The sequence below is a fragment of the Nitrospira sp. Nam80 genome, from assembly GCF_965152575.1.
Genome location: NZ_OZ224216.1, coordinates 220,810 through 234,499, shown reverse-complemented (window position 1 = coordinate 234,499; position 13,690 = coordinate 220,810). Strand labels below are relative to the sequence as shown.

The window sequence follows — 13,690 nt, the reverse complement described above, 5'->3', positions numbered from 1 at the left end:
ATAGCACCCGCTCGGCGGCACTTCAATGCGGGTCGGCGACCTGTCCTTGACGATCTACGCAAAGACGCCTAGACTTTTACGAGCAACTTTTGGATCGGACGGCATACCGTGGAGCATGCGCAATGATCTGGTGGTTGTGGCTCTTCTTGGGACTCATCTTGCTTGGCATCGAAATCATGACGCCGGGCGGATTCTATATTTTGTTTTTCGGCTTGGCCGCGCTCGTCGTCGGCGCGGCGGCCGGCTTTCACATCGTGGCCGCCGAGTGGGCTCAATGGCTTCTGTTTTCCGTTCTCTCAATCATCTCTTTGCTGCTCTTTCGCAATCCCCTCCGCCGCCTGACCGAAGTAACGCAGCCGAAAGAAGACGTGGCGGACGGGGTGATTGGAGAGATGGCCTTGATTCAGGAAGATCTTGCGCCGGGCGCGTACGGGAAAGCGGAATTGCGGGGCACGGTGTGGAACGTCAAGAACACCGGTACAGTCCCATTGACGAAAGGACAACGCGGTCGTGTTATACAGGTTGAAGGCCTCACCCTGCAGATCGAACGAGAATAATGGAGGACAGCGCTATGTCCGGTGGATTATTGGTCGTCATTATTCTGTCGTTTCTCGTGCTGCTCGTCATCGCCAAGACCGCGCGCATCGTTCCTCAGCAGAGCGCCTATGTCGTGGAACGATTAGGGCGTTATTCACGGACGTTGGGCGCTGGATTCCACATCCTCGTACCGTTTATCGATAGCGTTCAATACAAACACTCGCTCAAGGAAACCGCGATTGATATCCCCGAGCAAATCTGTATCACGCGCGACAATGTTCAGGTCTCGATAGATGGCATCATCTATCTCAAGATCCTCGACCCGCAACGCGCCTCCTATGGGATCAACGACCATCGATTCGCGATCACGCAGCTGGCTCAGACGGCTCTTCGCAGCGAAGTCGGTAAAATCGAATTGGATCGCACCTTCGAAGAACGGACCAATATCAACACGCAGGTCGTCAACGAATTGGACAAGGCCTCCGAACCCTGGGGCATCAAGGTCCTGCGCTATGAGATCAAAAACATCACGCCGCCGAAAGATGTCCTCAATGCCATGGAAAAGCAGATGAGGGCCGAGCGGGAGAAGCGGGCCGTGATCCTGACTTCCGAAGGCGAACGGGATGCGGCGATCAATCAGGCCGAGGGCGAAAAACAGCAGGTGATCAAAGCTTCGGAAGCCAAGAAGCAGCAACAGATCAACGAGGCGGAAGGAGCGGCGGCGGCCATCACCGCCATCGCGACTGCGACAGCGGAAGGGCTCCGGAAGGTCGCCGAGTCCACGCAGGTCCCGGGCGGCTACGAGGCGGTCCAATTGCGCGTCGCGGAACAATACATCGGCAAATTCGGCGAACTGGCCAAAACCAACAACACACTGGTCTTGCCGGCCAACGTCGCCGACGTCGGCTCCATGCTGGCTCTGGCGATGAACATGATCGCCAAACGTTCACCGCCGCCACCGGGCAAATAATATCTCGTCAAAGTGGATGGGACACAACTAACCGTTGCAGGTCTCTTGTTCTCGTACCCAGTGTCTGCGATGCGAACGCGGCAGGAGGGTTCCGCACCGACTTCACCGGAAGGCCAGATCGCTGAAGCGGGCATTAGAGCCATTTTGTGACCCGGTGTTGCCCAACCTATACCCGGTATGACAAACAGGTGCGCGATCGTCAAAGGCCGGATGGGAAACATTGGCGCCGACCGCCGGAGGGGGTGGGGCCCGACTTGCCGCTCAGTTCTACTTGAATGTCAAGACGGCGGACTTCCACCTTGATTACGGAGAAGGCCGGAGCGCCTGAGCGTGCATCGGAGCCATTTTGTGCTCCGGCGTTGCCGAACCGGCGTGTCCCGCTCGGGCGGGTGGCGAGGACTGTTTGAAGTTCCGTTCGAGCAAACGCTCAGAACGGAACGAGTTCCGCAGCTACGCAGAGGGGAGGCTTACGGCGGACCAAAATGGCTCTGGCGTAAGCGAAGGGCGGGCGTTCTGGCCTTCCTTATCATGACGACCGTTTGACACCCCTTTCTTGCTTCCCTACAATTCGCTCCATGTCCGACCGCATCATCCAAGTGTTCGACGACAGCGCGGAAATCAAACGGCAATTCGCCCGCGCCCATGCGGCTCAAATCGCGCAGGTCGCTCAGGTGATCGGCCGCGCCGTCCGCGACGGATACAAAGTTCTCTTGTTCGGCAATGGCGGCAGTTCCACCGACGCCTCGCACATCGCCGCGGAATTCGTCGGCCGCTACCACCGCGACCGCGCGCCGTTGCCGGCCCTCGCGCTCGCCACGGATATGGCGGCCATTACCTGCATCGCCAATGATTATGGATATGACGAAATCTTTGCCCGTCAGGTCCTGGCCCACGGGCGGAAAGGCGACATTGCGATCGGCATCAGCACAAGCGGCAATTCGCCGAACGTGCTCAAAGGCGTGGCGGCGGCACGCGAGGCCGGGCTGATCACGATCGCCTGGACCGGCGGCACAGGAGGCAAGCTTGTTTCATTGGTGGATTATGCCTTCATCGTGCCGTCCACCGTAACCGCGCGTATCCAGGAGAGTCATGCGACATTGGGCCATGTGCTCTGCGAGTTGATCGAGGACCACGTCTTTGCGAAATAGGCCTACCCGACCTACCCGGTCCCAGATCAGTCCCAGTCTTCCCAAGCCCGTCGACGTGTCTCGTCTCAAGACCTATCCGCTCCAGCGCCGCCACAGCAAAGTCCAACTCGGCGATCTCGCGCAAGTCTGGAAGCGCGGCGGCTCCTTCAAAGCTTTTCTGGACTCTCTTCCGGATATCCTGGCGGTCAAGTCGCTCCGCGAAGTGGTGCAGGCGATTGTTCGCGCGCACCGCCGGCGCCGGCCGGTCATCTTCGGAATGGGGGCGCATGTCGTCAAGGTCGGACTCGGACCCGTCATCGTCCATCTCATGGAACGGGGCATCGTATCGGCCCTTGCCATGAACGGCGCCGTGATCATCCATGACTTTGAATTGGCGTTGATGGGGCACACGTCCGAGGAAGTGGACGCCGAGATCGACTCGGGCCGCTTCGGCATGGCGGAGGAGACGGGACGGATGATCAACGAGGCCATCGTCCAGGGAATGAAGGCGGGACAAGGCCTGGGGGAAACATTGGGTCACTACATCCTAAGCCATAAGGCGCAATTCCCGTATCGGGCCACGAGCCTGCTGGCGACCGGCGCCCGCCTTGGGATTCCCGTCACCGTTCATGTGGCGCTCGGTACAGACATCATCCACATGCATCCCTCCGCCGACGGCGCGGCGATCGGCGCTTGTTCATTAATGGATTTTCGTCGCTTGGCGGCAGTCGTGGCCGAGATGGAAGGCGGGGTCTATGTCAATGTCGGCTCGGCCGTCATTTTGCCCGAGGTCTTTTTGAAGACCGTCTCATTGGGACGGAACCTGGGCCATGAGCTGCGCGACATCACGACCGTGAACATGGATTTTCTCTCGCATTATCGCCCGCTGACGAACGTCGTGCGCCGCCCCACCCAGAAAGGCGGCAAAGGCTATGCGCTGACGGGCCACCATGAGATTATGGTCCCGCTTCTCGCCGCCGCCGTTCTGGAAGCCTTGCCTCGGTCTTGAGATGCCGTGGCCGCCGCCTTCACTGCGCCCCATCATTCCGATAAGCTCACGAATCACATTCTCGCCATGAGCGCGCCGATTGCACAGTTTACCACCGAATACCTCCAGACCACATGGGCGGACCTCAATGGGCGGTACTTTCGCCATGCGCTTCCTCCCATCCCGATTCTCTGGAGTCCCCGGTTAACCGCTTCAATGGGCGTCTTTTTCAGCCGCTCCGGTCCCCGGACCCGTGTCACCGGCGAAGGGTCGGCTCATGAGAATCGCCGAGTGATTCGCCTTTCTCTACCGCTCTTCCGAAAGCTGTCCGAGAGCCGCCCGCTCGGGAATAGAGAATTGATCAGCACGCTGGCCCATGAAATGATCCATCAATGGCAGTATGACATCCTGAAACGGCGGCCGAATCACGACGCCGAGTTCCGGCGGATGATGCATCGCATGAATCAAGACGGGCTGGGAATCACCGTGTACCATTCACTGAACAGGGAAGTCGACTCGTTCGCCCGCTATGTCTGGCGCTGCCAACGGTGCGGATATCTGTACCGGCGCCAGCGCCGGACGATACAACCACGCCGGCACCAATGCGGCGCCTGCCGGGGCCCGTTGAAGGAAGTGAGACACTGGGTGCCGAGCCGTCACTTTTCGAAGCCGCAGCAGCGACAAGCGGAACGAGGCCGGACGAGCCCGTTCCATCAGTTGACTTTGGATTTTACGTCCTAACCCTTTCCAGTCTCTTGGACGTGTTTCCATGCCCCGCTGGCCCCGACAGATACTCTTCGGCGATATCGACGCCATGTACGCGTCGGCCGCTGTCCTCGCCGATCCCTCACTCAGCGGAAAGCCCGTGGCAGTCGGAGGCCAGGCTCCACGCGGCATCGTCATGGCCGCCAGCTACGAGGCCCGTCGTTTTGGCGTTCGGTCTGCCATGCCGACCGTCCAGGCTCGGCGACTCTGTCCCAACCTCATGCTCGTCCCACCCGACCGGGCTCTCTATACGAAGCTGCATCACCAAATGCAGGCGGTGACCGGCCGCCTCTTTCCAGCCACCGAATGGACGAGCATCGACGAATTCTATGCGGATACGACCGATCTCCAAATACACCAACCCGATCCGGAACGACTGGCCCGCAGCTTAAAAGAGGCTATTCGGCGAGCGACCGGCTTGACCTGTACGGCAGGCGTCGCCACGGGAAAGACCGTGGCCAAGATCGCCGCCGATACGCACAAGCCGGATGGACTGGCGATCATTGCGCCCGGAGAGGAAGCCATGTTTTTGGGCCCCTTGCCCGTCCGCTCCATGCCGGGCATCGGTCCCAAATCCGTGGAGACTCTCGATCGGATCGGTGTCAAACTGATCGCGGACCTGCTCGACCCCCGCTTGGACGCGCCTTTGCGACATCTCTTCGGCGGCAGACTTTCAGCGCTTCAAGAACTCGCTCGCGGTATCGATCATGATCCGGTGGTGGCGGACCGAGAGGCAAAGAGCATGAGCCACGAAACGACGTTCGATCACGATACCGGCGACCGGACATTCTTAGAGGGAGTATTGCGGGGATTTCTTGCTGCGTTAGCGCACGACCTGCGGGTGCAGGGGCTGACCAGCGCCGCCTTCACCATCAAGCTCAAAGACAGCCGATTCAAAATTCACACCAGGCAGCGGCAGTTTCCCGCTCCGTTGAATTATGATCCTGCCATGTGGCCGCACATCAGCGCGGCCTTAGGCTCGTTGATCGCTCCGCCGCTTCAGTATCGCTTGATCGGACTGGGCCTCACTCATCTCGTCCCGGCTATGGAAAGCCTGTTCGATCAGCGGCGAGAGAAGGCAGTCGCGACCCTGGACCGGCTCATTGCCAAACACGGGATGAACGTCGTCCGCCTGGGAGCCTTACCCGACAAGTCGGACGATTCCTGAAATCCCTTATCTCGGTTGCTGCTGCTTCCGCAGTTGATGCAGATGCACCGCCACGCGAACCGATTCCAGCAGCTTGTCTCGTGCCACCGGTTTGATGAGATAGTCGCAGACACCCCGCTTGGCGAGAATTTCGGTCAGCAGAAAGTCGCGGTCGGCCGTCAGGATGATGAAGGGCACCGTGGGACAATGGGATTGAAGATATTGAATGACCTCTGCTCCATTGACATGAGGCATCTGGAGATCCACGAGGATGACCGAGAGCACCGACTCGACTCCACTGTCGAGCATGGCGATCGCCTCTTGCCCATCGCCGGCCTCAATGACGCTGTATCCCGCCTTGGTGAGGATGAGCCTGACGCCCTGCCGAACATTGGCGTCATCGTCGACGATCAAGACGGTTGCGCTGGACATCGGTTCTCTTATCCTTCCGACACCGACAAAGTGTAGCCGCGTTGCGTGTGTCAGGCAAGGGAGTGCGGCCCATGCGGTCATTGATTCGGAACGACTCGTCCTCATAAGATGCAACTATGAAGGTCTCAACCGCCGCAGCAGATAAAATCAAAACCAGAGAGGCGTTGGCATCGTTGCTGGCGGACCATCGGCAACGGGGACACAAGATCGTGTTCACCAACGGTTGTTTCGATCTCATGCACGTCGGCCATACCCGCTACTTGGAAGCCGCACGTTCTCTGGGCGATCTCCTGGTGGTCGGCGTGAACAGTGATAGGTCGGTCAAATCGCTCGACAAAGGCGGCGATCGGCCGATCGTCCCGGCTCATCAACGGGCTGAAGTTGTGGCGGCGCTGGCTTGCGTCGACTATGTGGTAATCTTCGAGGAACCGGACCCGGCCGGGCTCATCGACCAATTACAACCGGACGTGCTGGTCAAAGGAGGCGATTGGCCTTTGGATCGCATCATCGGCCGCGCCATGGTGGAGGCCCGGGGCGGGACGGTCCGCACGATCCCGTTGGTGCCGGGTATCTCGACCACGACACTCATTCAAAAAATACGAACCGCCAAATCGTAATCCCGTGCCGTCCGTCCCTGCATATTTGACCACATGGTTGACTCCTGTGTCGGAGTCTCTCCAACGAGGCGGCGAGAAGCCCTGTCTTGCCGGCATCCATGGATCGACCGGTTCATTGGCTCTTACGTTGCTGGCCCATTCGCGACCGGCAGGCGCGCTGGAAAACCGGTCCTGGCTTATCCTGACCGGCACGAATGAGTCCGCCGAGCGGCTCTACGACGATCTCCGCTTCTTCCATCAACTGTTCGGGATCCCCGCCCATCAGCTGGTCTTTTTTCCCAAGTGGGAAACCTTGCCCTACGAATCGACCGCGCCGAACGTGGAACTCATCGCCCGGCGCATGAGGACTTTACATCAGCTGTGTCACGGAGGCCGCACCCTGCTCGTGACTTCCGTTCCGGCCGTGATCCAACGCGTGATTCCGGTCGATATTTTCAGCTCCGCCACATTCCAACTGAGATCGGCCGCTTCAATGGAACGGGAGGCTCTCGTGTCGGGACTGCTGCGGCTGGGCTATCAACGCAGCACCGTCGTCGAAATACCCGGACAATTCAGTATCAGAGGCGGCATTGTCGATATCTTTTCAACCGCCTATGCGGAACCTCTTCGCGTCGAGTTTTTGGGAGATACGGTCGAGTCGCTTCGATTTTTTGACCCGGCGACACAGAAATCCACGGACCGCATCCGCGAAGCATCCTTTCTCCCGGCCCGGGAGCTGATTCGGCCGGAAGGCAGTTCTGACGCGCTCCAGCCCTTGCCTCCCGATGCCGAATGGCGCGCGCCGTCTGTCTATACCCATATGGACACGTTGCTCGATTATTTTGAGGACCAACCCGTCCTGGCGCTGGATCAGCCGTCGTCGCTCCAGGACGAGGCGGCGGGATGTTGGGCCGGCATCAATGAGGGATACCTGCGGCACGAGGACCGCACGGCGTCCGATCCCTATCCGACTCCCGACCGGTTGTACGTGACGTGGGAAACTCTTAGAGAGCAGACCGCGGACAATCCCGCTGTGGCGCTCGAACCGGTGGCTGCTCCGGATGATTCATGGCAACCGGTCCTGGCCGTTCCCACCCAGACGCCGGCCAGTGTCGGCTTGGGCCTGCGTGGGATCACCTTTACCCAGACGCTGGAAATCCTGGAACGGCTCCGTGGCAACGGCCCGGTCTTCATTGTCGCCCGCAGCCAAGGGCAAATCGGACGATTGCTGGCTCTCTTTTCGGAGCATGATTTGCCAGCCGTGCAGTGGCAACCGGCTGTTTGGACAGAGTCCGGTTCGCAACGGATACCCTACTCCATTTTGGGCGGAGGCCTCTCGGCAGGGTTTATTTCGCAAGACCTCCGGATGGTCGTCCTGACCGAGGAAGAACTGTTTGCCAAGGGCACTCGCCATAAGCCGCCGGCCAAGTCCAAAGCCGCCACGTTTCTATCGTCGCTGGAAGATCTCAATGTCGGCGATTACGTCGTCCATGTTCAGCACGGCATCGCCAAATATCGCGGGCTCCAGCGGCTATCGGTTCAGGGATTCGACAGCGATTTCCTCATTCTGGAATTCGCCGGCACCGATAAGCTCTATGTGCCGTTGGACCGTCTCAACCAGGTGCAACGCTATACCGGGGCGGAATCGCATGTGCCGCGGTTGGACCGGCTGGGCGGGACCAGCTGGGCCAAGACAACCGCCCGCGTGAAAAAGGACATCGAGGAGATGGCGCACGAGCTGGTCGATTTGTACGCGAATCGAGAACTCGTCCACCGGTCTTCCTATGGTAAAGACAGCACGATGCTCCACGAGTTCGAGGCGGCCTTTGAGTATGAGGAAACACCGGACCAGATCAAGGCGATCGAGGAGATCAAGCGGGACATGGAATCCACCAGGCCGATGGACCGGCTGGTCTGCGGGGACGTCGGCTATGGAAAAACCGAAGTCGCCATGCGTGCGGCGTTCAAGGCGATCGAGGAGAATCGCCAGGTCGCGGTGTTGGTCCCCACGACCCTCCTCGCCCATCAGCATTACGACAATTTCGCCGAGCGCTTCGCGCCTTTCCCGGCCAAGGTCGCGCTGCTCTCCCGCTTCCAATCTCCGAAGGAATCCAAGGCGATTCTGAAGGACGCGGCGTCCGGAGCGGTCGATGTCGTGATCGGCACCCATCGCCTGCTGCAGAAGGACGTGGTCTTTCGCAACCTTGGCTTGGTGATCATCGACGAGGAACAATGGTTCGGCGTCCGGCATAAGGAACGATTGAAACAACTGCGCACGCAGGTCGACGTGTTGACGTTGACTGCCACGCCGATTCCCCGGACCTTGCAGATGGCAATGGCCAATGTCCGGGATCTTTCTATTATTGACACGCCGCCGCCGGGACGGCTCGCCATCCGCACGCAGGTCATTCGGTCCAACGACAAGATGATCCGGGAAGCCATTTTGCGCGAGCTCGGCCGAGGCGGCCAAACCTATTTCGTCCACAACCGCGTCGAGACCATGGAACGCATCGGCGCCTGGTTGCAGGAACTGGTGCCGGAAGCTCGCATGGTCATGGCCCATGGCCAGATGGATGCCAAATTGCTGGAATCGGTGATGCTGAAATTCTTTCATCGCGAGGCCGACGTGCTGATCGCTTCGGCCATCATCCAATCCGGCCTCGATGTGCCCAGCGCCAATACCATTATCGTCAATCGCGCCGACATGTTCGGGCTGGCGCAGCTCTATCAGCTGCGAGGCCGCGTCGGCCGGGGCGGCGACCAAGCCTTCGCCTATTTTTTGATTCCTGATGAAGGACAGCTCACCGAGGACGCGCAGAAGCGGCTGACCGCGATCCAACAATTCACCGAACTGGGGTCCGGCTTCCGTATCGCCGCCGCCGATCTGGAGATTCGCGGAGCGGGGAATCTACTGGGAAAACAGCAATCCGGACACATCGCCGCGATCGGCCTGGATCTGTATCTGCAAATGGTCGAGCAAGCCGTGCAGAGGCTGAAGGGACAATTGGTCGAGGAAGAGCCGGACCCGACGCTGCAGTTGAACGTATCCGCCTTCATTCCGGAAACCTATGTGGCCGACAGCCACCAACGCCTCTCTCTCTACAAGCGCTTGTCCTCCTGCGTACAGTTGGGCGATTTGGCCCTGCTCCACGGCGAGGTGCAGGATCGTTATGGCGATCCGCCGGACGCGGTCGAGCGGCTGTTCGAAGTCATGCAGATCCGTCTCTTGGCCAAGCAACTCCGGCTGCATTCCGTCGTCGTGCAGCCGGACTCCGTCGTGATCACGTTCGATCCCAAAGCAAAGATTCCCGAGACGGCCGTCCACCGACTCATGGACCAATACAAGAAACGATTGCGGTTTTTGTCTCCGCTTTCGTTCCAAGTCCAGATGCCGCATGAAGACTGGGGATTGCTCTTTCCGGAACTCAACGCAATCTTGCAAACCCTCCAAGTCTGTGATACGACCAAAGCAAGTCCAAATAAACGGCTTCCTTAATCACCCCGAGACCCAATTCAATATGAGCGGCCTGCCTGGGAACTTGTCCGACATTGACCGTCGTTCGCCTCGTCCGACCTTCTCGCTGATCTTTGCCTTGTTATGTGCCTCCACTGCGTTGTCAGCCGGTTGTACCGAGCCCTTGCAGGAAGACCCGGTCGTGGCCATGATCAACGGCCGTGCGATCACCCAACCCGAGTTCGACGTCCACTGGAACGAACTCTCCCAGGCGACTCGCGCACGCTACGAAAAAGAGGGCGGCAAGCGCCGGTTTCTGGATGAACTAATCATGCGCGAATTGCTGATGCAGGAGGCCCGCAGGCAAGGTCTCGATCAGTCCGACGAGATCCGGGAGAAGACGCAGCGCTATAAGGAGCAACTCATCCTGGACGAAGTGCTGAAAGATCGCATCAAGACCAAGGTCGAGGTGTCGAAGGATGAGGTGGATGCCTATTTTTTGAAACATGCCGATCAGTTATTGGCCAATCCCAAAGTGCAGGTCTCGGTCATGGTGCTGCCGAACATCTACGCGGCAAAGGATTTGAAGCGGCAGGTGGAGTCGGGAGGCAATTTCGCGAAGTTCGCGATGCGCTATTCCGTGGATGAAAAGAGTCGCGCCAAAGGGGGAGATCTCGGTCCCTACCGGAAAGGCCTGGTCGAACCGGATCTGGATGAGATCGTGCAAGCCCTGAAGCCGGGACTCATCAGCGAGCCGATGAAGACCGACCGGGGCTATTATTTGATCAAAGTAAGCCCGTTGGAGCCGGAAATTCTTCAGGCCGACCAGGCCACCAGAGAACGGCTGCGGCAGGAGCTTCTTGCGGAGAAGCGCCGGAAACGGCTCGACGATATGTTCTCCGAATTGAAAGCCGGGGCGACGATCCGGCTTGCCGACGCGTCGCGTTATGTCACCGATGAGACGGTCCAAACTCGTTCAATTCCGTGAGCCTCGTTTCCTCCTCGTATCACCCTGTGGTCTCCTTCGAGCTGCCCCGTTCCACGCGCCACGGATCACTTCCGCACGGCACCGGCCGATTGGTGTACAATTCCTTCCGATTCGTGCCGTGATGCATTGACGTGGTTTCATGATCTCACGCTGTGGTCCCATGAGCCCTCCGTTTACCTCAACCGACGCCGCGCGTGGCATCGCCCGCTACGGGGCCGCTGCCGGACTGCTGTTGTGGCTGATGGCGATCCTGCCGGCTCCCCCCGCTGTTTACGCCAAGCTCGAAGACCGGATTGTCGCGATCGTGAACTCGGACTTGATCATGTTATCCGAGATCAAACGCGAACTCATTTCGGAACAGGAGCGAATCCGGCAACGCTATCGTGGCGACGATCTCGAACGCCGGCTCAAAGTCGCCGAATATGTGGCGTTGACGAAAATGATCGAACGCCGACTGCAGCTGCAAGCTGCGAAAACCAAAGGCATCGAGGTGACCGATCAGGAAGTCTCGCAAGCCGTGGAGGAACTCAAGAAGCAGGGAGACAAGAGACTGGGATCCGGCTCGCACACGACCATCAAGGAAGAATTATTGTTGCTCCGGGTGGTCGATCGGGAGGTGAGGAGCGTCGTCATGGTCGCGGACTCCGATATGAGGCGCTATTACCAGGAACATCAAGAACGGTTCGCCTATCCTGAAGAATACCAATTGAGCCAAATCCTCATCCGGCCGCGGGGTCCCGACGATATCGGCACGGCGCAGGGAAGAGGCGAAGCCATCGTCGCGGCGCTCAAACAGGGCGACAATTTCGAAGATTTAGCTCTTCGCTTTTCTGAAGGCCCGAATGCGGCCCGCGGAGGACGCTTGGGTTTGGTCCGGCAGGGAGAATTATTGCCGGCCATCGAGCAGGCCCTGGCTCCTCTGCCGATCGGCGGCGTGACTAACCTCATTGAAAGTCCGGACGGCTTCCATATCATTCGCGTAGATGACAAGAAGCCTCGCCAGTTCCGGCCCTATGAAGAAGTTCAAGCGGAAATCAGATCACTGGTGTTTCAGCAGAAAAGCGAAGACCAGTACCAAACCTGGATGGCCGATCTCAAGAATAAGGCCTTTATCGACATCAAATTTTGAGCCGAACGCGGATTGCGCCCCATAATGCGTCTCGTCCCTCATGGGTTTCGGCGGAATAGGGCACGATCGGAATGTCCGCCCCCAAGCCCAACGCCGACCGCGCTCGCTCCAAGGCGCCCCGGCGTTCATTGCGGCGCAACTTATCCACCTTCGTAAGCGCCAGGATCACCGGGCGGCCGATGGCTTGGAGCCACTCAACCGTCATAATGTCTTGCGGCGCGATGACCCTGGATTCTACCAGCAGCACGACGGCTTTGAGCCCCGCGCTTTCCGCCACATACCCTTCCAGCAACGGGCCCCATGCCGCCCGAACCGATTTGGCGACTTTGGCATACCCATACCCCGGCAGATCGACCAGGTAAAACCGTGAGGCCGACGGGTCCGACGTGGTGATGAGAAAAAAATTCACCGCCTGGGTCTTTCCCGGCGTCTTACTGACCTTGGCCAGGCTTCTGCGGTGAAGCAGCGAGTTGATGAGCGAGGACTTGCCCACGTTCGAGCGGCCGACAAAGGCGATCTCCAAGAGCCGATCGGCGGGAAATTGTTCTGGTGTCCGGCAACTTTTGATAAACTCCGCGGTCAGGATTTTCATACGGTCAACTGGGAACGGTTCCGTTCACGATTCATGGATAATGAGATGCGCCGGCTTGACTTGATCCTTGATAGAGGGGCGCGATGAGGAAGTCAACCGGCAGTCCGTTCGCCCGGACTCTCTTCTGGATTACGATCCTAATTCTCCTTCCGTCCGCCCTGCTGGGTTTGTATTGGTTGGCGACGCTGCCCGACGTGTCATGGCTCGCCAAACACAACCCCACGGAGACCGCACTGATCGAAGAGCGCCGCGCCCAGGCGCGCGAACAGGGGAAGAATTTGAAATCCCAATGGATCTGGGTCTCCATGTCCCGGATCTCGCCCTATTTGCAGCGGGCGGTAGTGGCGACGGAAGATGCGTCGTTCTTCGAACACGAGGGCTTCGACTGGGAGGGAATCAAGGATGCCGCGGTCTATAATCTGGAGGCGGGAGAGTTCAAGCGCGGAGGCAGCACCATCACGCAGCAACTGGCCAAGAATCTCTATTTGTCATCCGAACGCTCGCTGCTCCGGAAGGCCAGAGAGGCGCTCATCACTCGTTCATTGGAACATGAGTTGACCAAACGCCGTATCCTGGAACTTTACTTGAATGTCGCGGAATGGGGACACGGCATTTTCGGAGCCGAGGCGGCATCTCGACATCACTTCGGGAAATCGGCCTCCGAGTTGAACATGGAAGAGGCGGCGCTATTGGCCGCGATCCTTCCTTCTCCCCGGCGATATGATCCGATGCGCATGACGAAATACCTTCGAAACCGCCAGCAACATATCCTGCATCGTATCGAACGGGGCGACGGCCGGCGGCCGGTCTCAATGCGGCGGTAGGCCACCGCCGCTCGTATCTCTCAGGTTCCTATCTCATGAAACGTTCCCGCGACAAAGTATGACTTCGCGTCGTGGACCTTCACGAAATTACCAAATCACGAAATCGTACTTCATCGAGCGAGCGCCCTGTGCCTTGAGCGA

General features: G+C 59.0%; 13 protein-coding genes. 11 read left to right on the top strand and 2 right to left on the bottom strand.

The window, feature by feature from the left end; translation table 11 throughout:
- The first annotated feature begins 122 nt into the window (after positions 1–122).
- From ACWGXE_RS01115 to dinB, 6 genes are all read left to right on the top strand, one after another.
- Positions 123–557 carry an NfeD family protein gene (locus tag ACWGXE_RS01115; RefSeq protein WP_447600613.1) on the top strand — a complete coding sequence of 145 codons (435 nt, stop codon included), beginning with the start codon at positions 123–125 and terminating at the stop codon, positions 555–557.
- A gap of 14 nt (positions 558–571) precedes the next feature.
- On the top strand, positions 572–1,507 hold the full coding sequence (locus ACWGXE_RS01110) for an SPFH domain-containing protein (RefSeq protein ID WP_447600611.1): 936 nt from the start codon (positions 572–574) through the stop codon (positions 1,505–1,507).
- Positions 1,508–2,082: 575 nt separating this feature from the next.
- Complete coding sequence (locus tag ACWGXE_RS01105; protein ID WP_447600609.1) at positions 2,083–2,655, top strand: D-sedoheptulose-7-phosphate isomerase; 573 nt, start codon at positions 2,083–2,085, stop codon at positions 2,653–2,655.
- Positions 2,656–2,710: 55 nt separating this feature from the next.
- Positions 2,711–3,643, top strand: a complete 933-nt coding sequence (locus ACWGXE_RS01100; RefSeq protein ID WP_447600607.1) for a hypothetical protein — start codon at positions 2,711–2,713, stop codon at positions 3,641–3,643.
- A 6-nt stretch (positions 3,644–3,649) separates the two neighbouring features.
- Positions 3,650–4,363 carry a SprT-like domain-containing protein gene (locus ACWGXE_RS01095; protein ID WP_447600605.1) on the top strand — a complete coding sequence of 238 codons (714 nt, stop codon included), beginning with the start codon at positions 3,650–3,652 and terminating at the stop codon, positions 4,361–4,363.
- Between the two features lie 28 nt (positions 4,364–4,391).
- Positions 4,392–5,555 carry a DNA polymerase IV gene (dinB, locus tag ACWGXE_RS01090; RefSeq protein WP_447600603.1) on the top strand — a complete coding sequence of 388 codons (1,164 nt, stop codon included), beginning with the start codon at positions 4,392–4,394 and terminating at the stop codon, positions 5,553–5,555.
- Between the two features lie 6 nt (positions 5,556–5,561).
- On the opposite strand, the gene ACWGXE_RS01085 is transcribed toward dinB, so the two are convergent.
- Positions 5,562–5,966 carry a response regulator gene (locus ACWGXE_RS01085; protein WP_447600602.1) on the bottom strand — a complete coding sequence of 135 codons (405 nt, stop codon included), beginning with the start codon at positions 5,964–5,966 and terminating at the stop codon, positions 5,562–5,564.
- 116 nt (positions 5,967–6,082) lie between these two features.
- On the opposite strand from ACWGXE_RS01085, the gene rfaE2 reads away from it, so the two are divergent.
- The 4 genes from rfaE2 (at position 6,083) to ACWGXE_RS01065 (ending at position 12,133) form a co-directional block, all read left to right on the top strand.
- On the top strand, positions 6,083–6,583 hold the full coding sequence (gene rfaE2 / locus ACWGXE_RS01080; RefSeq protein WP_447600601.1) for a D-glycero-beta-D-manno-heptose 1-phosphate adenylyltransferase: 501 nt from the start codon (positions 6,083–6,085) through the stop codon (positions 6,581–6,583).
- Positions 6,584–6,629: 46 nt separating this feature from the next.
- Positions 6,630–10,058, top strand: coding sequence for a transcription-repair coupling factor (mfd, locus tag ACWGXE_RS01075; protein ID WP_447600600.1), 3,429 nt, complete (start codon positions 6,630–6,632; stop codon positions 10,056–10,058).
- Between the two features lie 22 nt (positions 10,059–10,080).
- Positions 10,081–11,004 carry a peptidylprolyl isomerase gene (locus ACWGXE_RS01070; RefSeq protein WP_447600598.1) on the top strand — a complete coding sequence of 308 codons (924 nt, stop codon included), beginning with the start codon at positions 10,081–10,083 and terminating at the stop codon, positions 11,002–11,004.
- A gap of 160 nt (positions 11,005–11,164) precedes the next feature.
- Positions 11,165–12,133 carry a peptidylprolyl isomerase gene (locus tag ACWGXE_RS01065; protein ID WP_447600597.1) on the top strand — a complete coding sequence of 323 codons (969 nt, stop codon included), beginning with the start codon at positions 11,165–11,167 and terminating at the stop codon, positions 12,131–12,133.
- On the opposite strand, the gene yihA is transcribed toward ACWGXE_RS01065, so the two are convergent.
- Positions 12,123–12,725, bottom strand: a complete 603-nt coding sequence (yihA, locus tag ACWGXE_RS01060) for a ribosome biogenesis GTP-binding protein YihA/YsxC (RefSeq protein WP_447600596.1) — start codon at positions 12,723–12,725, stop codon at positions 12,123–12,125. The genes ACWGXE_RS01065 and yihA overlap by 11 nt on opposite strands.
- 83 nt (positions 12,726–12,808) lie before the next feature.
- On the opposite strand from yihA, the gene mtgA reads away from it, so the two are divergent.
- The gene (mtgA, locus tag ACWGXE_RS01055; protein ID WP_447600594.1) at positions 12,809–13,549 is read left to right on the top strand and encodes a monofunctional biosynthetic peptidoglycan transglycosylase; all 741 of its coding nucleotides are present in this window, start codon (positions 12,809–12,811) and stop codon (positions 13,547–13,549) included.
- Positions 13,550–13,690 lie beyond the last annotated feature (141 nt).

Bases quoted from the DNA above. Each gene is read 5' to 3' on its own strand.
- ACWGXE_RS01115 (WP_447600613.1), top strand. From the start codon at position 123: ATGATCTGGTGGTTGTGGCTCTTCTTGGGACTCATCTTGCTTGGCATC.
- ACWGXE_RS01110 (WP_447600611.1), top strand. From the start codon at position 572: ATGTCCGGTGGATTATTGGTCGTCATTATTCTGTCGTTTCTCGTGCTG.
- ACWGXE_RS01105 (WP_447600609.1), top strand. From the start codon at position 2,083: ATGTCCGACCGCATCATCCAAGTGTTCGACGACAGCGCGGAAATCAAA.
- dinB (WP_447600603.1), top strand. From the start codon at position 4,392: ATGCCCCGCTGGCCCCGACAGATACTCTTCGGCGATATCGACGCCATG.
- ACWGXE_RS01085 (WP_447600602.1), bottom strand. From the start codon at position 5,966: ATGTCCAGCGCAACCGTCTTGATCGTCGACGATGACGCCAATGTTCGG.
- rfaE2 (WP_447600601.1), top strand. From the start codon at position 6,083: ATGAAGGTCTCAACCGCCGCAGCAGATAAAATCAAAACCAGAGAGGCG.
- ACWGXE_RS01070 (WP_447600598.1), top strand. From the start codon at position 10,081: ATGAGCGGCCTGCCTGGGAACTTGTCCGACATTGACCGTCGTTCGCCT.
- ACWGXE_RS01065 (WP_447600597.1), top strand. From the start codon at position 11,165: ATGAGCCCTCCGTTTACCTCAACCGACGCCGCGCGTGGCATCGCCCGC.
- yihA (WP_447600596.1), bottom strand. From the start codon at position 12,725: ATGAAAATCCTGACCGCGGAGTTTATCAAAAGTTGCCGGACACCAGAA.
- mtgA (WP_447600594.1), top strand. From the start codon at position 12,809: ATGAGGAAGTCAACCGGCAGTCCGTTCGCCCGGACTCTCTTCTGGATT.